This window comes from Desulfovibrio sp. (genome assembly GCF_035644575.1).
Taxonomy (GTDB): Bacteria; Desulfobacterota; Desulfovibrionia; order Desulfovibrionales; family Desulfovibrionaceae; genus Desulfovibrio.
Map to the genome: position 1 here is coordinate 1 of NZ_DASQOG010000100.1, position 17799 is coordinate 17799.

At 59.3% G+C, this 17799-nt stretch carries 17 protein-coding genes; 7 read left to right on the plus strand and 10 right to left on the minus strand.

Features of this window, described 5'->3' with window-relative positions:
- Positions 1–57 precede the first annotated feature (57 nt).
- The 4 genes from rplU to proB all read left to right on the plus strand — a co-directional run bounded on the left by rplU (position 58) and on the right by proB (position 3386).
- Entirely contained in the window at positions 58–366 is a 309-nt protein-coding gene (gene rplU, locus VEZ52_RS05740) for a 50S ribosomal protein L21 (RefSeq protein WP_192112630.1), read from the plus strand.
- A gap of 132 nt (positions 367–498) precedes the next feature.
- Positions 499–768, plus strand: a complete 270-nt coding sequence (gene rpmA, locus VEZ52_RS05745) for a 50S ribosomal protein L27 (RefSeq protein ID WP_324835973.1) — start codon at positions 499–501, stop codon at positions 766–768.
- A 255-nt stretch (positions 769–1023) separates the two neighbouring features.
- Positions 1024–2124 (plus strand): GTPase ObgE, encoded by a 1101-nt coding sequence (gene obgE / locus VEZ52_RS05750; protein WP_324835974.1) that lies wholly within the window; start codon positions 1024–1026, stop codon positions 2122–2124.
- Between the two features lie 17 nt (positions 2125–2141).
- Positions 2142–3386 carry a glutamate 5-kinase gene (gene proB / locus VEZ52_RS05755; RefSeq protein ID WP_324835976.1) on the plus strand — a complete coding sequence of 415 codons (1245 nt, stop codon included), beginning with the start codon at positions 2142–2144 and terminating at the stop codon, positions 3384–3386.
- Between the two features lie 103 nt (positions 3387–3489).
- Here proB and VEZ52_RS05760 read toward each other — a convergent pair whose 3' ends face one another.
- The gene (locus VEZ52_RS05760; protein ID WP_324835978.1) at positions 3490–4254 is read right to left on the minus strand and encodes a hypothetical protein; all 765 of its coding nucleotides are present in this window, start codon (positions 4252–4254) and stop codon (positions 3490–3492) included.
- 237 nt (positions 4255–4491) lie between these two features.
- Here VEZ52_RS05760 and VEZ52_RS05765 point away from each other — a divergent pair, with 237 nt between their 5' ends.
- Positions 4492–4596, plus strand: coding sequence for an IS3 family transposase (locus VEZ52_RS05765; protein ID WP_324835993.1), 105 nt, complete (start codon positions 4492–4494; stop codon positions 4594–4596).
- A gap of 83 nt (positions 4597–4679) precedes the next feature.
- On the opposite strand, the gene VEZ52_RS05770 is transcribed toward VEZ52_RS05765, so the two are convergent.
- Positions 4680–6227, minus strand: a complete 1548-nt coding sequence (locus VEZ52_RS05770; protein WP_324835980.1) for a lipopolysaccharide biosynthesis protein — start codon at positions 6225–6227, stop codon at positions 4680–4682.
- 221 nt (positions 6228–6448) lie between these two features.
- Between VEZ52_RS05770 and ilvD the strand changes: the two genes are divergently transcribed.
- Together ilvD and VEZ52_RS05780 are read left to right on the plus strand one after the other, a co-directional pair.
- A complete protein-coding gene (gene ilvD / locus VEZ52_RS05775; RefSeq protein ID WP_324835982.1) occupies positions 6449–8134 on the plus strand; it encodes a dihydroxy-acid dehydratase in 1686 nt (561 codons plus the stop codon).
- A gap of 117 nt (positions 8135–8251) precedes the next feature.
- Positions 8252–9187 carry an AEC family transporter gene (locus VEZ52_RS05780; RefSeq protein WP_324835984.1) on the plus strand — a complete coding sequence of 312 codons (936 nt, stop codon included), beginning with the start codon at positions 8252–8254 and terminating at the stop codon, positions 9185–9187.
- Positions 9188–9320: 133 nt separating this feature from the next.
- Here the strand turns inward: VEZ52_RS05780 and VEZ52_RS05785 are convergent, their stop codons facing one another.
- The 8 genes from VEZ52_RS05785 to aroQ form a co-directional block, all read right to left on the minus strand.
- The gene (locus VEZ52_RS05785) at positions 9321–9860 is read right to left on the minus strand and encodes a hypothetical protein (protein ID WP_324835986.1); all 540 of its coding nucleotides are present in this window, start codon (positions 9858–9860) and stop codon (positions 9321–9323) included.
- 229 nt (positions 9861–10089) lie between these two features.
- Positions 10090–10950: an FAD/NAD(P)-binding protein gene (locus tag VEZ52_RS05790; RefSeq protein ID WP_051135423.1), complete on the minus strand. Its 861-nt coding sequence runs from the start codon at positions 10948–10950 to the stop codon at positions 10090–10092.
- A 176-nt stretch (positions 10951–11126) separates the two neighbouring features.
- On the minus strand, positions 11127–12212 hold the full coding sequence (locus VEZ52_RS05795) for a 4Fe-4S dicluster domain-containing protein (protein WP_324835988.1): 1086 nt from the start codon (positions 12210–12212) through the stop codon (positions 11127–11129).
- A complete protein-coding gene (locus VEZ52_RS05800) occupies positions 12209–13657 on the minus strand; it encodes a hydrogenase iron-sulfur subunit (RefSeq protein WP_324835990.1) in 1449 nt (482 codons plus the stop codon). The genes VEZ52_RS05795 and VEZ52_RS05800 overlap by 4 nt, the downstream gene beginning before the upstream one ends.
- Positions 13645–15606 carry a CoB--CoM heterodisulfide reductase iron-sulfur subunit A family protein gene (locus VEZ52_RS05805; protein ID WP_298996214.1) on the minus strand — a complete coding sequence of 654 codons (1962 nt, stop codon included), beginning with the start codon at positions 15604–15606 and terminating at the stop codon, positions 13645–13647. The genes VEZ52_RS05800 and VEZ52_RS05805 overlap by 13 nt, the downstream gene beginning before the upstream one ends.
- A complete protein-coding gene (locus VEZ52_RS05810) occupies positions 15606–16538 on the minus strand; it encodes a CoB--CoM heterodisulfide reductase iron-sulfur subunit B family protein (protein ID WP_324835991.1) in 933 nt (310 codons plus the stop codon). Before VEZ52_RS05810 ends, VEZ52_RS05805 begins: the two co-directional genes overlap by 1 nt.
- Positions 16535–17116, minus strand: a complete 582-nt coding sequence (locus VEZ52_RS05815; RefSeq protein WP_022658838.1) for a 4Fe-4S dicluster domain-containing protein — start codon at positions 17114–17116, stop codon at positions 16535–16537. The genes VEZ52_RS05810 and VEZ52_RS05815 overlap by 4 nt, the downstream gene beginning before the upstream one ends.
- 119 nt (positions 17117–17235) lie before the next feature.
- Complete coding sequence (gene aroQ, locus VEZ52_RS05820; protein WP_324835992.1) at positions 17236–17688, minus strand: type II 3-dehydroquinate dehydratase; 453 nt, start codon at positions 17686–17688, stop codon at positions 17236–17238.
- Positions 17689–17799 lie beyond the last annotated feature (111 nt).

A 17799-nucleotide genomic window follows, 5' to 3' on the forward strand; every position in this document is an offset into this window, starting at 1 on the left:
CGCTTGACATTTGTCGGCCTGTGGGGCAAATATGCCTTTCTCTTTTTGGAGGTTGATATGTACGCGATTATCGAGACCGGCGGAAAACAGTACCGCGTCGAAGAAGGTTCTAAAGTAGTTGTGGAAAAGCTTGCGGTTCAGGCCGGAAGCGAAATTTCCCTGGACAAGGTGCTGATGGTCGGCGGCGCTGAATGCAAAGTCGGCGCTCCCTATCTTGCCGGGGCCGCCGTTATGGCGGAAGTGGTGGATCACGGGCGCGGACCCAAGATCAAGGTGTTCAAGCGCTGGCGTCGTAATGACTCGCGCAAGCTGCGCGGTCACCGCCAGGATTACACCACCATTCGCGTTAAGAGCATCAACGCCTAGAACCCGGCTTTAGCTGAGGTTCGGCAGGCCGCGGGCATGGTCTGCCAATAGCCCCGCATTCGTGCAGGGCGCGTTGAAAGATATTTATTTTGCCCCGCCGGTCCACAGGGTCGGCGCCCCAGGGAGGCTACCATGGCACATAAGAAAGCAGGCGGCTCTTCGCGCAACGGTCGCGACAGTGAAGGCCAACGCCGCGGCGTAAAGCGTTTTGGCGGTCAGAGCGTTCTGGCTGGCAATATTCTGGTGCGTCAGCTCGGCACCACCGTTTACCCCGGTGTGAACGTGGGCATGGGCAGGGATTTTACCCTGTTCGCCAAAGTGGACGGCGTTGTGCGCTTTGAGAAGTATCTCCGCAAGCGTCGCGTCCACACGCGGGTGCATGTGGAGGCGGCCGCCGACTAAGCGGCCGCGTGGAATTTGCCGATGAGGGAAGGGGCCGCGAGGCTTCTTCCCTCTCGGTGTTTGTGCTGGGGTATGTGTGGCGCAAGGCCACAGGCCGAAAAGCAGACAACGTGGGGCAAACAGGTGTTTGCCATATGGCGCTGACCTGCATTGCTGCAAAATTTGCGCGGTTTTTCGGAACGGCAGCCCCTTATACATTACGGCGAGCGCCAGCATTGCAGGCGCAGCCGCGCGGACTGACCGCAAGGATATCCCATGCGATTTGTAGATGAAGCTCGAATTCAGGTGCGCGCCGGTAAGGGCGGGCACGGTTGCTTGTCTTTTCGGCGCGAAAAATTTGTGCCGCGCGGCGGCCCGGACGGAGGCAACGGTGGTGACGGCGGTTCTGTGCTGCTGAAAGCCGATGGCCGTTTGCTGTCTTTGTACGATTTTCGCCTCAAGCGCCTTTATGAGGCCCGCAATGGTCGCCCCGGCGAGGGCAGCCAGTGCGACGGCAAAAAAGGTGAAGACATGGTGCTGCACCTGCCGGTGGGCACGCTTGTTTTTGTTGAGGGCCCGGACGGGGAAGAACTGCTGGCCGACCTCAGCGATCCTGAAGCGGAAGTGATGGTTGCGCGCGGCGGACGCGGCGGCAAGGGCAACGAACATTTCAAGTCTTCCACCATGCGCGCACCACGTTTTTGCCAGCCCGGCGAACCGGGTGAAGAAAAAAATCTGCGCCTTGAGCTGAAGATTCTGGCCGATGCCGGTCTGCTGGGCTTGCCCAATGCGGGCAAATCCACCTTTATTTCGCAGGTGTCGGCGGCGCGTCCCAAGATCGCGGCCTATCCCTTCACCACGCTCACGCCCAATCTCGGCGTGATGATTGACGAAGTGGATCCCGACAGGCGCATGGTCATTGCCGACATCCCCGGCCTCATTGAAGGCGCGCACGAAGGTCAGGGCCTTGGACTGCGCTTCCTCAAGCATGTGGAGCGCACACGCTTTCTCGTGCATATTCTCAGCGTTGAAGATGTGGGCGAGGATGATCCCTGGGCGGGCTTTAACCTCATCAATGAGGAACTGCGCCGCTTTGACGAAGAACTGGGCGAGCGTCAGCAGATCGAGGTGGTCAACAAGATCGACCTCATCAGCCCCGAACGCCTGGAAGAACTGAAAAGCAGAGCCAAGGCCGATGGCCGCGAGATCTTTTTTATTTCCGCGCGGGACAACATTGACGTTGAGCCTCTGGTGGAAGAGCTGTGGCGCATGCGTGATGAAACCGCCAGCCACGCGCCTATCCTGCATTTTGCCGATACAGACGGCGATGAGGAAGAAGACTTCCCCGAAATTGAAGTGATCTATACCCGCGAGTAGCGGTCTGTGGAGCATATATGACAGCGCCGACGGAAGACTGGCGGCAGGAACGCGCACGGGTGCTTGCCCAGGCGCGGGTGGTGGTCGTCAAGGTAGGCAGCGCAGTACTCACCGATGCCCAGGGCCTGAGCATGCCCGTGCTGGAAAATCTGGCCGGGCAGCTGGCGCGCCTGCGCAATCTGCTGCCTGCGGCTGATGCCGCATCCGGTAGCGCAGGGAGCGCGGAGCCGCGCCGTCTGGTGCTTGTTTCTTCCGGCGCTGTGGCCGCTGGCAGGGCCGCGCTTGCCACGCGCGGGCATGTGGTTGAAACCACGGGCCTTGCGGCGCGTCAGGCTGCGGCAGCAGTGGGGCAGGGGCAGCTCATGCAGAGCTGGGACAAGGTTTTTTTTGCCCACCGCATGCCCACCGCCCAGGTGCTGCTGACCCGCGACGACCTGCGCGCGCGTCAGCGCTTTCTCAATGCCCGCAATACGTTTGCTGAACTGCTGGAATGGGGCGTGCTGCCCATTGTCAACGAAAACGACACAGTGTCCATCAGCGAACTGAAGTTCGGCGATAACGACTGCCTTGCAAGCCTTCTGGTCAATCTGACCGGGGCGGATCTGTTTATCAACCTCACGTCCGCCTCGGGCGTGCTGGCTGCCGATCCGCAAAAAGACCCCAACGCTCCCATCATGGATCACATTGATGACGTGGCGGCCCTTGATCTGGGTCAGCTTTGCGGCGGCAAGACTTCCGTAGGCACCGGCGGTATGTATTCCAAGCTGCTGGCGGCCCGTCGCGCGGCGCAGATTGGCGTACCCACGCTGATTTTGCCGGGGCGCGAGCCGGAGATCATCACGCGGGCCTTTGCCGCCAGCGGCATTTGTCCTGCGCCGCAGGGGCATGAACCCTTTACGGGCGGCACATGGGTTTGCCCTGCACGGCATGCCATACCGCGCCGTAAATTCTGGCTGGCCTATCAGTCTGACCCCGCAGGCAGCGTGCATGTGGATGCTGGCGCGGCCAAGGCCCTGCTGCACAAGGGCGGCAGCCTTCTGCCAGGCGGCGTGTTCCGTGTTGAGGGCAGCTTTCAGCAGGGCGGGCTGGTGCGTGTGCTGCACGAAGGGCAGAGCCTCGGCGTGGGCCTCACCAACTACAGCACTTCAGACCTGAAAAAAATTATGGGCCTGAAAAGACACGAGGTCGCAGCCATTCTGGGCGATGCGCACTACCCTGAGGTTATCCATAGGGACAATTTGCTGCTTGATGCGGCAGTGTGAATACAAAGGGCCAGCTTTGATATGCCCTCATCAGGGTGGGCAGCGATATAGAGACCACCCAGGCTGCTGCTATGCCCCGAGGAAAATTACGCAACAATGGCACTCAGGATCTTGTGGAAATAATACTGCCAATATCCCGCAAAAGCGGGTCTTCCTCACTCGGCATCGCATCCTTCGCCGCCTTATCCAGAATGCCTGCCTGTTCCACCAAGACCTTCGCCTCGCTTGTGTAAGACCCAGAGAGCGAATTGTTCCGACTGTATATCACACCAACTGTATTTATTTGTGTTGAAAGATCACTGATAAGCGCATCTACATCAAGCGAGCCGCTGCTCAAATCAACACTCTTCAGGTAATCCAGATACGACAAATCGTTCAGTGTAAAGGTTGAACTACCGTATCCCATCTGCAGCTTAAAGGTGGAGGATTTTCCATCGCCGCTGACGGTGAGGCGACTGTCATTCGTCCAGCCATTTTTATTTAACAAAGAAATATTATTGTATTTTGTTCCAGCAGCAATTGCCGAGAGCTCTGCGGCAAGGGTTGTAAACGCGGCGCCGTTGACGCTGCCCTTGGTCGGGTCAGCCTTCACCTCTTGGGCAAGGGTTAACATCTTGTTCAGGTTGTCGCGCACCGAGGATGTGGACGTTGCAATCAGCGTGGCGATATTTGCCCCTTCCGTGGCGTTTTTCGCACCTTGTCGCAGCATGGATGCATCAGTCCTGATTCGCCCGGTCAAGGCGGCTGCCATCATTTCTCTGCCAGATGTGTAAGTTGGGGGCACTGACTGCGGCAAACTATCCAGCAGAAGGCTCAAACTGGCCCTCTTTAAATATGTGGCTGTCAAAATATCATCAAAGAAGTCCATTCCGACACCTCACTTGCGCACAGTTTTATACTCCTCATTTTCTTGACGACATTTTTTCCAAAAAGTTTACCTGAATTCTTCCGCTTCTTGCAATGTGGAAGCCACGAAATATGAAGGCTGATTACCGCTTCCACTTGTATTGCTATATTTCTAGCGTAATTACCTCAGGCGAGAAACGCTCTATTAAAACCAGCTAACGCGTTTGCAGGGAAGAGGCAGTGCCGCCAGGAGGAAGCCATCGCCCTGATAGAAGAGCACATACGCTTTTACAACACGGAGAGATTTCAAAAAAGGTTCGGCCAGCTCTCTCCGATAGAATTTCGGAAAAAGCTGGCCGCTTGATTATTCGCCTTGGCCTTTTTTGACCTGTCCACTTGACGGGGAGCAGACCAGTCTCCGGCCTTTCTATTTTGCGCAGCTGAGTTTTAGCCGTGTGACCTGGATTTGCTGAACCGGATAAATACTTCGCGCAATTCCTGCCGCGAAAAGCCCATGACAGCAGGCATGCCCAGACAGAGCAGGCCAATAGCCGCTGTGTAGATGACGCCGGAAACAAGAAAACGCGGCAGGGAATCCACATCGCCAATGCCAAGATAGAGCGTAAGCTGGCGGCAGCCAAAGGCAAGCAGCAGCAAGACGGCGAGGCTCCATACCTGATGGGCCACGTTGCGCCAGAACTTGAGCGGAATAAAGCGCGAGGCCAGCCAAAGATAGACGTTGACCGTGATGATCTGCACGCACACGGTTTTGATCGCCAGCCCCACGGCACCGAGGCCAAGCCCGAGATACTCCGGCGGAGCGAGCAAGAACCACGCCGTGCTGAAACCGTAAATGCATTCAAGCGCCGCCATATTGCGCAGTACCTTGGTGCGGCCTGTGGCGTGAAAAACAGATCCGGCAAGCTGACCATAGGCCTGATGCAGGGGGTAGAGCGCCATGATCTGCACGGGCAGGGTAGCGGCGGCAAACTGCGCGCCGCCGAAAAAGTTCACCAGGGCGGAACCTTCGGCCAGCGTAAAGCACGAAAAATAGGCAGCCACCACGTAGAGCAACGGGGCAAAGCGCGTGAGCAGGCGGCCCATGGCCTCACGGTCATTGTTGCCCCAGGCGATGGAAAGTTCGCGCATGACCAGAGGCGTCATGGCTGAAACAAAAAGAAAGCAGGCCATGCTGACTTTTTGGGAAAGGGCAAAAAAGCCCTGTTCCACGCTGCCGTCAAACCATTGCAGCAGCCAGCGCTCGGCAGTGAGGAGCAAGAAGGAAAGCAGGGCTTGCACAAACAGCGGGTGGCTGTAATTGAAAAACTCCCGCCCATAGGCGCGCTTCTGCTCAGGCGTGAGCCGGAAGTGCAGGGGAATGCCCGCCTGCCGCCAGTAGGTGCGCGTAACCAGCCAGTACCCCAGGGCAGTTGCCCCCAGCATGAGGTATTGCTGGGCAAAAAGCGTGTGGATGTTCAGCCAGTCGGCCCAGAACATGAGCCCCAGCAGGCCCACAGTAAACAGCGAAACAACGGTGCGCACCATTTCGGAAGAAACGGTCGCGCCCACGGCATCGTTCATGGAGCGCAGCACACGGCCCCACCATGTCAGAAAAGCCCACAGGGCTGCCAGCGGCGCGAGCCAGAGGGGTACATCGGGCATGAGCAGCTCGCCAGCCGCAGGAATCTGCAGCAGGCCTGCGGCCAGCAAAATAATGGCGAATACCGCCGCTGTGGCGCGCATGTAAAAGCCGATGAGGCCGGTCTCTGCCTGCCGCCGTGAAAGGGAATTGTAAAAGCAGGTGGAGGTTCCCATATCCAGAAAGCCGGAAAGCTGCTGGAACAGATTGGTGGCAAAGCTGTAATTGCCGTACATCTGCGGCCCAAGAGCGCGGGGCAGAATGGCCTCCATGACAAGGTAGACCGGGACGGAGGCTATATTGGCCACGAGCTTGAATATATAGCGGCGGGCCAGGGTTGGGGTAGAGCTTTGCATGCCGGGAAATTAGCTCACTTCGGCGGCGCGCTCAAGTGGCTGGGGCCCGTGCGGAAAAAATACCTGTTCAGCCGAGGGGATTCCCACACGCCCGGTTGCGTCGGGGCACTGGGCAGGGGCGGCTACGGCGTGTTTACGGGCGTAAAAAATTACCGTACCATTCTCATTCCAATTGCGGGCGCAAGAGGAATGTTTGTTGTTCATACCATAAGGATACCGTCATGGATGATGAAGCACGCAGCAAAAAAATGAAGTCCGGGCTGGAAAAAGCCCCCCACCGCTCCCTGCTCTATGCTCTGGGCCTCACCAGAGAAGAAATGGAACGCCCCCTGATAGGCATTGTGAACGCCGCCAGCGAGGTCGTTCCCGGGCATATGCACCTGAACAGCCTGGCCGATGCGGTCAAGGCCGGTGTACGTATGTCGGGCGGTACGCCGCTGCAGTTCCCGGCTATTGCCGTGTGCGACGGCCTGGCCATGAACCATGAGGGCATGCGTTTTTCCCTGCCTTCGCGTGAATTCATCGCGGATTCCATTGAAATTATGGCGCGCGGTCACGCCTTTGACGCTCTGGTGTTCATTCCCAACTGCGACAAGTGCGTTCCCGGTATGCTCATGGCCATGATGCGCCTGAATATCCCCTCGGTGCTGGTTTCCGGCGGCCCCATGCTGCCCGGCGACATCGGACCAGGCAAGCGCGGCGATCTTATCACCGTGTTTGAAGCCGTGGGCAAGGTGCGCAGCGGCACCATGACAGAAGAAGAGCTGGAATACATGGCCGAACGTGCCTGTCCCGGCTGCGGCGCTTGTGCTGGCATGTTCACGGCCAATTCCATGAACTGCCTGTCTGAAACCATTGGCGTGGCCCTGCCCGGCAACGGCACCATCCCCGCTGTGAGCGGCGCGCGCATCCGCCTTGCCAAAACTGCGGGCATGCGGGTTATGGATCTGCTGCGCAAGAACATCCGCCCGCTGGATATCGTAACGCCCAAGTCTATTGCTAATGCCGTGGCCGTGGATATGGCCCTTGGCTGTTCCACCAACACCGTGCTGCACCTGCCCGCCGTGTTCGGCGAGGCCGGGTTGAAGCTTGGCCTGGAAATTTTTGACGAAGTCAGCAAAAAAAGCCCCAACCTGTGCAAGCTTTCCCCGGCGGGCAAGCATTACATGGTTGATCTGGACAACGCGGGCGGCATCCCTGCCGTCATGACCGAGCTGGACAAGCTGGGCCTCATCAACAAGGACTGCATGACCGCCACGGGCAAGACCGTGGGCGAAAACCTCAAGGACATGAATGCCCGCGTCATGAACCCTGAAGTGATCCGCAGTGTTGAAAATCCCTATTCCAAACAGGGCGGCATCGCCATTCTGCGCGGCAGCCTGGCCCCCGAAGGCGCTGTGGTCAAGCAATCTGCGGTTGCCCCGGAAATGATGTGCCGCGATGTCACGGCCCGCGTGTTTGAGTCCGAAGAAGACGCCATGAAGGCCATTCTTGACGGCAAGATCAAGGCCGGGGACGGCGTTGTGATCCGCTACGAAGGCCCGCGCGGCGGCCCGGGCATGCGCGAAATGCTTTCGCCCACGGCGGCCATCACAGGCATGGGCCTTGGCAAGGATGTTGCCTTGTTGACGGACGGCCGTTTCTCCGGCGGCACCAATGGCGCGGCCATTGGGCACATTTCGCCCGAAGCGGCGGACGGTGGTGTTATCGCTCTGGTGCACGAAGGCGATACCATCCATATCGACATTCCCAACCGCAAGCTGGATCTGCTTGTGGACGAGGCCGAGCTTGCCAAGCGGCGCGCCGCCCTTGTGGTGCCCAAGAAGGATTGCCCTTACCCGGTGCTGCGGCGTTATGCGTACCTGGTCAGCTCGGCTGCCAATGGCGGGCGTTACAAGGAAATCTAAGTAACTGACCGAAATGATTTAAAACCCCCACGAGCTGGATTTGTTTTCTGGCCTGTGGGGGTTTTCTGGCCCCTGAGCGCAACGTTGCGAAAGGGCTTTTTGAAAGGATAAAAGCATATGGCGTTTTTGCATGCGCTGGGCGGTGTATTCGGGCTGATGCTCTTAGGTTTTGTGGGGTTCATGCTGGCGGCGCGCAACTGGTTTGGCGCGGAAACCCGTATTGTTCTGCCGCGTCTGATCACCCAGATCGCCCTGCCGCCCTTTCTCATGTACACCATCATGCACTCGTTCCATCGGGACGATCTGATCATGCTGGCAAAGGGGGCGCTGCTGCCCTTGGGCTCGGTGACCCTCACCTTTGCGCTGGCCATTGTGCTTGCCAAGCTGGCACGCATCAAAAGGCAGCATTTTGGCCTTTTCTGCGCCAGTGTAGCCAATTCGAACACCATTTTTATTGGTATTCCGGTTAATCTGGCCCTGTTCGGCGAAAGTTCCATCCCCTATGTGCTGTTGTACTATGCCGCGAGCACGGTTTTTTTCTGGACTGTGGGGGTCTACTCAATCACGTGCGATATTACTGAAAACAGAGGGAAAATCCCCCTGCGCACCAGGGTCAGGCAAGTGTTTTCCCCTCCTTTCATGGGTTTTATAACGGGTTTGATTCTGACAATGCTGGGCGTTGAACTGCCAGAATTTTTGCAAAACGTTGCCCGCTCGCTCGGCAATCTCACTACGCCGCTGGCCATGATTTTTATTGGTATTTCCATCTACGACATGGGATTGCGCAGTATCAGGATCGGCAAGGATATGGTTCTGCTGGCGATGGGGCGCATGATGCTTGGCCCGCTGGTGATGACTGGCCTGCTCTATTTCTTCCCGGTGCCTGCGCTTATGGGCAAGGTTTTCATCATCCAGGCATCCCTGCCTGTGATGGCCCAGGCGGCTATTTTGAGCGCCCACTACCACACAGACCCGGAATTTGGCGCGCAGGCCGTCAGCCTGACGACGTTGCTTTCCATGATCACCATTCCGCTCTACATGGTTATTTTTTAGAGCAATCTTGGCATTGTGCCGCCTTTATGCGGATGTAGCATTTCACATCAGCATGCCTCTTTTTGCCTTTTTTCAAAAACAAAGGCCGCAGATTTTGCAATCTGCGGCCTTCAAATTTTTGTGGTGGGATTGGCTACTTGGCGCTTTCGGCCAATACGTCCAGCATGAGGGAATCAGGCTTTTTGCTGCAAGCGTCAAGGTAGGCTTTGAGCGCGTCATCGTTGACAAGCACGGAAGCGGGCTTGCCGCTCTTGCCCCGGTTGTAGCCGTCAAGCCAGATCACAAAGCCGCTGCCGTCATCGGGGTTGGCGGCGTAATCCTTGCACAGGGTCTTGTCCGCACGCCATGTGCTCGCTGTATCGATAGGAAAGGTCTTGCGGGCTTCCTGCCAAACGGTGACGACCTTTTTGGTGGGGTCAACCTGGCAGGCGCCGTAAACCTGGCCCAGCATGGGGGCGAGGGTCTCCGGGTCTGCAATGGGGTTACCCATCTTGGCGCTCACATAGCCGTCAATCTGCAGGCCTTCAAATATGGGCGGCTGGCCGCCTTCAGCCATGGGCTGGGTGACGAGTTCGGCACAGATGTAGGTCGAAGGATCAATCTTGTCGTTACCGGCTTGAACAGCCACGGGCAGTCCAAGCATCAGGCAACAGAGAATCAGCATCTTTTTCATGAATACTCCCTTGAAGAAAGCGTTGTACTTCCTTGACCCACTGCGCCCGTCCTGTCAACTGCCGCCGAAAGCATGTGCAATGGTAAAAGCAGCGTGGCTCGGTGGTCTGTGCGAGTGTGCAGGCAGGACTCCATAGAGGCGCAAAAAAAGGGAGGCTCCATTATGGCTGCCCAAGGGCAATCACAAGGGAACCCCCCGCAAACAGACGTATGATGAATGGCGTGGAACTTTACAGCTCCGGCGGCAGATCCTGCAGCTCCTGCCAGGTGAACACGGGGCCGTCCACGCAGACGTAGCGTCCGCCGATGTTGCAGCGACCGCAGATGCCAACGCCGCACTTCATGCGTTTTTCAAGCGTGGTCACGATGTTTTCAGGCGCAAAGTTGAGCTTTTGCAGGGCCTGCACCGTGAACTTGATCATGATGGGCGGGCCGCAGAGCACAGCCACGCAGTTTTTGGGATCGGGATTAAGCTCGAGCAGCACGTTGGGGATCAGGCCCACCTTGTGCGGCCAGCCGTCAAAGGGCGCGTCGATGCACAGGGTGCAGTCCAGATCGTCGCGGCGCAGCCAGTCTTCCGTCTCGTAGCTGAAGGCCATGTCGCGCGGGGAACGCGCGCCGTAGAGCAGGCTCACCTTGCCGAAATCGGCGCGGTGTTCCAGCACATGCAGCATGATGGTACGGATAGGTGCCATGCCGATGCCGCCGCCCACAAAGAAGATGTCCTTGCCCTTCCAGTCGGCGTAGGGAAAGTAATTGCCCAGGGGAGCGCGCACGCCCACCTTGTCGCCGGGCGAGAGCCGGTGAATGGCCGAGGTCACTTCGCCAGCCTGCATGACGGAGAACTGGAGGTAGTTCTTCTGCGACGGCGGCGAGTTGATAACAAAGGTGGATTCGCCAGCGCCGAATACGGAGAGCTGGCCCACCTGACCGGGTTCGTAGGTAAAGGACTTCATGGCGGCATCATCGTCCAGCACCACGCGCAGGGTCTTGATGTTGCCGGTTTCCTGTATGACTTCGGCCACAGTGGCGGGCATGGGCAGGTAGGGGTTGCCCTGCATCATGGGACGGGCCGTGATTTCGCGCAGCATGCCGCCGTCGGGCGCGGGCTTGAGGCCCGGCTTGGCGGCTGGCTTGGCGGCGGCAGTAGGCTTGGTATCCACAGCGGGTTCTGCCTTTGCAGCGGCCTTTTCAGGCGCGGCGGTATTTTGGGGCGCAGTCTTGGGAGTAGCTTTGCCGGTAGTTTTCTTGGTTGCCATGTCTGCTCCTACTTGTCCGTGGACTTCTTGTCATCGTTGCCGTCTTCGATGGCGGCCAGCACGATGGAGCGGATGTCCACGCAGACGGGGCAATTGCTGATGCAGCGGCCACAGCCGCTGCACGAGAACGAACCCCAGTTTTCAGGATAGGTGGAGTACTTGTGCGAAACGCGGTTGCGCATGCGGAATGCCTTGAGCATGCGCGGGTTGTGACCGCTGGCCTCCCGCGTGAACAGCGAGGACATGCAGTTGTCCCAGCTGCGCAGACGGCGGCCACCTTTTTCGCTCAGTCCTTCGCCCTCATCGGTGATGGTGAAGCAGTAGCAGGTGGGGCAAAAGTAGGTGCAGGCACCGCAGGAAATGCAACGGTCGGTCTGATCCTGCCAGAACTGCGTGTCGTTAAAGCGGGCAGCCACTTTTTCGGGTGCGCTCTTGATATTGGGGGCAGGCACAAGGCTGGCCCAGGCATCCTTGCGTGCGGCTTCGGCCTTGGGGAACAGCTCGGCCCCTTCGGCAAGCGAAGAACTGGCCAGCAGTTCCTCACCCTTGGGCGTGATGGCTTGCAGCACATAGCCGCCCTCGATCTCGGTCATGAGCACGTCCGAGCCTTCAGGCGAGGTGGGGCCGCCGCCAACCCAGTGGCAGAAGCAGGTATTGCAGCCGCTGCCGCAGGTGAGCGTAACCACCGCAAGCTGCTCGCGCCGCGCCTTGTAATAAGGATCGGCGTAGGGGCCCTTGAGGTAGGGGCGGTCGAGCACGGCATAGCCGCGTGCATCGCAGGGGCGACAGGCAAAAACCACGGTGGGCTGGGCCTCGGGCTTGTCGTCCAGACTCATGGTGACGCGCTCGAGGTTTTCCGGGTCCTTGGTTTTTTTGTAGCGCACCAGGGTTTCGCACTGGGGCAGCACGGCTTCCTTGGCGGGCACGGTGGCCTTTTCCATGGTAAAGGGCTTGCCTTCCTGCCAGGGCTCAAAGACGACCGAGCGCTTGTTGGCGAGCTTTTCTACCGGCACAAGCACGCGGCGGCCATTCTGCGAGAGGTAGGCAAGAAACGCGGGCAGGCCGTCGGGTGTTACAAAGCGTATCGTGCTCATTTCCAGTCCCTCTCGTGAATGTTCTTTTCAACCACTTCATAGCCCAGCAGGGGCGGCACGTCGTCCGGGTTGAGGCCGGGCTGGTAGCCGTCAAAAAGCTGGGCCACAGCGCGGGCAATCTGCTGGCGCAGGGCCAGAATGGGAATGCCCACGGGGCAGGCGCGCTGGCATTCGCCGCAGCCGGTGCAGCGGCCAGCCAGATGCATGGCGTGGATGGTCTGGAAGAAGAGTTTTTCCTTGGCGCTGTCTTCCTGCGTCATCCAGTGCGGATCGCGGCTGTCGGAGACGCAGTAGTCGCGGCATACGCACATGGGGCAGGCGTTGCGGCAGGCGTAGCAGCGCAGGCAGCGGTCCATCTGGCCGCGCCAGAAGGCGAGCCGTTCGTCCAGAGTCATGGAGTCGAGCAGGGCCAGTTCCGGCGGGGTGCCCGCCGCGCCGTCCACCTTGACGGGCTGACCAAGCAGGGTGTCGGCCAGCACTGCCGAAGGCGTGGTGCAGCCGTAGCATTTGCCCTGGGCGTAGTCCGTCATGCAGAAGCGGTGATCCTTGCCGTCGGCGGTGATGGTCACACCGGCCTCGTCATAGGTCACGCCGTCGATCTTGGTGTAGCGGCCCAGATCCTGATTGACGCGGGCCATGTCCAGCGTGCCTTCGCAGGGCAGAGCAAAGATGGTCACATCCTCGCGGCGGATCAGGTTTTCTTGCAGCAATTCAACCACCGAGCGGGAATCGCAGCCCTTGACCACAATGCCCACCTTCTTGCCCTTGAACGAGGGCAGGTACACGGCAGGATTGTTGACGTTAAAGGGTCCCCACACCAGCTTGTCCACGTCCTCGGGGGTCTTCATGAACAGGGGCACGGTATGGGCCTCGTCGTAGCCCTGCTGCCAGCCAAGCACACAGTCAAGCTCGGGCAGCTTGGCCTTGATGGCTTCTTTTAGTTCGGCCAGGGCAGCGTTTTGCCCAGTGCCGAGTGAGCGCAGGGAGGTCAGCGCCATGTCGGCTATTTTGAGCAGCGGTTCAGGGTCTTCGAGCTTGGGCGCGGGGCCGAGCTTGTGGATGCGGTCGGTAAAGACCGTGACCACCTGCTGCCAGCGTTGGCCTTCAGAGGCTGAAACCCAGGTGTATTCAAAGCGGCGTTCGTCAATGCCCAGCACGGGCAAAAACTGCTTGAGCACCTCAAGGCGGCGGCGGGCGTAAAAGTTGCCCGCAGCGTAGTGGCAGTCACGCGGGTGGCAGCCAGAAACCAGCACACCGTCCGCGCCGTTGAGCAGCGCCTTGACGATAAACAGCGGGTCAATACGGCCCGAACAGGGCACCCGGATGACACGCAGGTCTGTGGGCTGGGTGGCGCGGGCCACACCGGCCGTATCCGCACCGCCATATGAACACCAGTTGCAGAGAAACCCTACAATTCTAAGTTCTTTGCCGTTCAGCACTGGCATAAGGCGTTTACCTCCGCAAGGATCTGGTTATCGGTAGCGTGTGAAAGCTGGATGGCCCCCTGCGGACAGGTGGACGTGCACAGACCGCAGCCCTGGCAGACGGTTTCAATAACCTGCGCCTTGCCTTCGCCCCGGATTTCCACTTCCTTGATGGCCCCAAAGGGGCAGCAGCGAATGCACTTGCCGCAGTTGACACAGCGGCGGATGTCCACCTGGGCGATCTGCGGGTCGCTTTCAAGCTTGTCCTTGGAGAAGAGCGCCAGCACCTTGGCCGCAGCGGCGGAACCTTGGGCCACGGAGGCGGGAATGTCCTTGACCCCCTGGCACACGCCCGCCAGATACACACCGGCGGTATTGGTTTCCACAGGCTTGAGCTTGACGTGGCTTTCCATGAAGAAGCCGTAGCTGTCGTAGGAGATACGCAGCTTTTCCGCCAGCTGGGGCGAGCCCTTGCTGGCCTCGACGCCCACGGCAAGCACCACCAGGTCGGCCTTGATTTCCACGGGCTGGCCCAGCAGGGTATCCACGCCCATGACCGTCATCTGGCCGTTGCCGTCGGGGTAAATCTGCGACACGCGGCCACGGATGTATTCCGTGCCGTATTCTTCCATGGCGCGGCGGGTAAACTCGTCGTACATTTTCCCTGGCGCGCGGATGTCCATGTAGAAGACAAAGGACTTGGAATCGGGAATGTGATCCTTGGTCAGAATGGCCTGCTTGGCCGTGTACATGCAGCAGAAGCCCGAGCAGTAAGGACGGCCCACGGATTTGTCGCGCGAGCCGACGCACTGCACAAAGACGATGTTCTTGGGTTCCCTGCCGTCAGAGGGGCGCTTCACGTGCCCGCCCGTGGGGCCGGATGCGGAGAGCAGGCGCTCGTATTGCAAGGAAGTGATAACGTCAGGGTAGGCCCCGCCGCCGTATTCCTTGTACACGGTCCAGTCCATGAGGTCATAACCGGTGGCGGCAACAATGCTGCCCACTTCTTCGGTAATGACTTCATCTTCCATGTCATACTTGATGGCCCCTGTGGGGCACACCTTGGCGCACACGCCGCACTTGCCCTTGAGAAGCTGGCGGCAGAACTGCGGATTGATGACGGCCTTCTTGGGGATGGCCTGCGGAAAGGCAATGGTGATTGCCGTGGTGTTGCCCGTCAGTTCGTTGAAGGTGTCGGGCGTTTTCTTGGCCGGGCATTTCTCTGTGCATGCGCCGCAGCCTGTGCACAGGCTCCAGTCCACATAGGTGGTGCGCTTGCGGATTTTTACCGTAAAGTTGCCCACATAGCCCGAAACGTCTTCCACTTCGGAATAGGCATAGAGCGTGATGTTGGAGTGCTGGGCCACGTCCACCATTTTGGGGCCGAGAATACAAGCCGAGCAGTCAACGGTGGGGAAGGTCTTGTCCAGCTTTGCCATCTTGCCGCCGATGGTCGCATCGCGTTCCACCAGCACCACCTGAATGCCGCCGTCGGCACAGTCAAGCGCGGCCTGAATACCCGCCACGCCGCCGCCGATGACAAGCACGCGCTTGTTGACGTCAAAGCTTTTGGCCAGCAGGGGTCTGTTGTTGCGCAGCTTTTCCACCGCAAGCTGCACCAGTTCGGCAGCCTTGTTGGTGTTGGCTTCCATGTCCTTGCCAATCCACGAAACATGCTCGCGGATATTGGCCATTTCAAGCATGTAGCGGTTCAGCCCCGCGCGTTCCACCGTGCGGCGGAAGGTGGGTTCGTGCATGCGCGGCGAGCAGGAGGCCACAACCACGCCGTCAAGCTTGTGCTCGTGGATGGCTGCCTCAATGGCTGCCTGCCCCGGTTCGGCGCAGGTATACATGGGGTCGTCGGCATAGACCACGTCCGGGTAGGTGCGGGCAATGGCCGCCACCTGGGCGCAATCGACGGTTCCGGCGATGTTGCTGCCGCAGTGGCAGATAAATACGCCTATTCTCATTACCTGCCTCCTTCAGCGGCCTTGGCCTTCTGCTCTGTGGGTTTGGCCGCTTCCTCGCGGCGCAGCTCGCCCAGTTTGCGGATAAGGCCGTTGGGGCTCACGCACAGCTTGTTCAGGCCCAGTTCTTCTTCCGGCAGATCAAAGGCTATGCCCATCATCTGGGTGAAGTAGAGCACCGGCATGCGGAACTTGGTGTCCATGGCCGCGCTGGCCTGATCCTGGCGCAGGTCAAGGTTCATCTGGCAAAGAGGACAGGCCACCACAATGGCGTCCGCGCCAAGGCGGGTTGCCAACTCAAGGATGCGGCCCGAATTCTTGGCCGTCATGGGGCGCTCGGGAATGCCGAAGGACGCGCCACAGCAGGCGGTCTTGAGCGGGAAATCAAGCATCTCCGCGCCGCAGGCCGACATCATTTCTTCCATGAGCGTGGGATTTTCCGGGTCGCCGAAGTTCATGACTTCCGCCGGGCGGCTCATGAGGCAGCCGTAGTAGGCCACGAGCTTGAGCCCTTTGAGGCTCTGGCGCACGCGGGCGGCGATGGCGTCCATTTCCATCTGCGCGGCAATGCCCTGCATGACGGAAGTGACAGGCGGAAATTCCTTGGCCGAGGGGCCGTCCAGCAGTTCGTCAACCCGGCTGCGGAAGGCGGGATTTTCCATGCGCCTGGCAGCCATGCGCAGGTTGGAAAGACAGCTGGGGCAAGGCGTGAGCAGAACTTCGGCCTTTTGCTGGGCGGCAATATCAAGATTGCGCACGCACAGAGCGGCGGAAAGTTCCGTATCCACGGCATGGGCCGGGGTGGAGCCGCAGCAGTTCCAGTCGGGAATATCCACAAGTCTCATGTCCAGAGCTTTGCACACAGCCTGGGTGGACATTTCGTAATCTTTTGAAGAACCCCTGGCGGAGCAGCCGGGGTAGTAGGCAAAATTCATGGGCGCACCCCCTCGCGCTTGGCGCGTTCCTTGTAGCGCGTAAAGATACGGGTAACCGGCCCGGCCCCGCCCGGCAGAATGTGAGGCTTGAGCCCCAGCTTGCCCTTCTTGAGAGCTTCGGGCGCGAGGTCAACGTCCGTAAACACGCGGAGCGAGCGCATCATGTAGAGCGCCATGGTGCCGATTTCGTGGGTGCGGCCAAAGGTGCGCACTGTATCCAGGAAGGAAAACCAGAATTTCTCCACCTTGGGAACGGCCACGCGGCCTTCCTTGCGGGCCATGTGGCGCAGGGTCTCCATGACTCCGGCCACATCGATGTTGTTGGGACACCGCTGGCTACAGGTGGAACATGACAGGCACATCCAGATGGAACGCGAATCAAGTACCGCGTCCTTCAAGCCCAACTGTACCGCCCGCATGATCTGGTTGACCTGCATGTCGTAAACGAACCCTGCGGGACAGCCGGCAGTACAATTGCCGCACTGATAGCAGGTGGACACTTTTTGCCCGCTGTGCGCATCCACTTCCTCCGTAAAGGCGGGGTCGCGCAGGCGGTTCAGGTTAATGGCTTCGTTCATGGGAACTCTCTGGTTAGAAGCTGATGGGGTGCCGCTGTGACAAGACTATCTACAACGCTACAGCAGAAAAAGTCAAAAATCTAGGCTCGCACCCCAGCAAATTATATACTGCGTCTTTACTACGCTTTGTTTGCGGCTTTGGCCGCCAGCGATTGCGCGGCTCGCAGGCCGAGAAGATAACTCTCAACGCCGAATCCGCACACGCTGCCCGCGCACACTGGCGACAGCACAGAATGGTGCCGGAACGCTTCGCGCGCGTGAACATTGGACATATGAACCTCCACCACAGGCACAGGCAGGATGGCCAGGGCGTCAGCAATGGCATAGCTGTAGTGCGTCCATGCGCCCGCATTGACGACCACCGCGTCAACTCCCTCGCCAAGCGCCTGGTGGATGCGTTCCACCATCAGGCCCTCGTGGTTGGTCTGAAAGCATTCCACGGTTGCGCCCAGCTCCTGAGCGAGCGACTGCAGCGCCGCGTCAATGTCCGCCAGGGTGGCCGTGCCGTATTGTGAGGGGTCGCGCTTGCCAAACATGTTCAGATTGACGCCGTGCAGCACCAGAATTCGCATGGAAGCCTCGCTTTTCATGTCGGTTTATTGGGGCTGTTGCCCAAGGGCGTCCTCAAGGGCGCGGCGTGATTCGGGCGGCAGGCCCTGCCCCGTCCAGAGGCGGAACTGCGC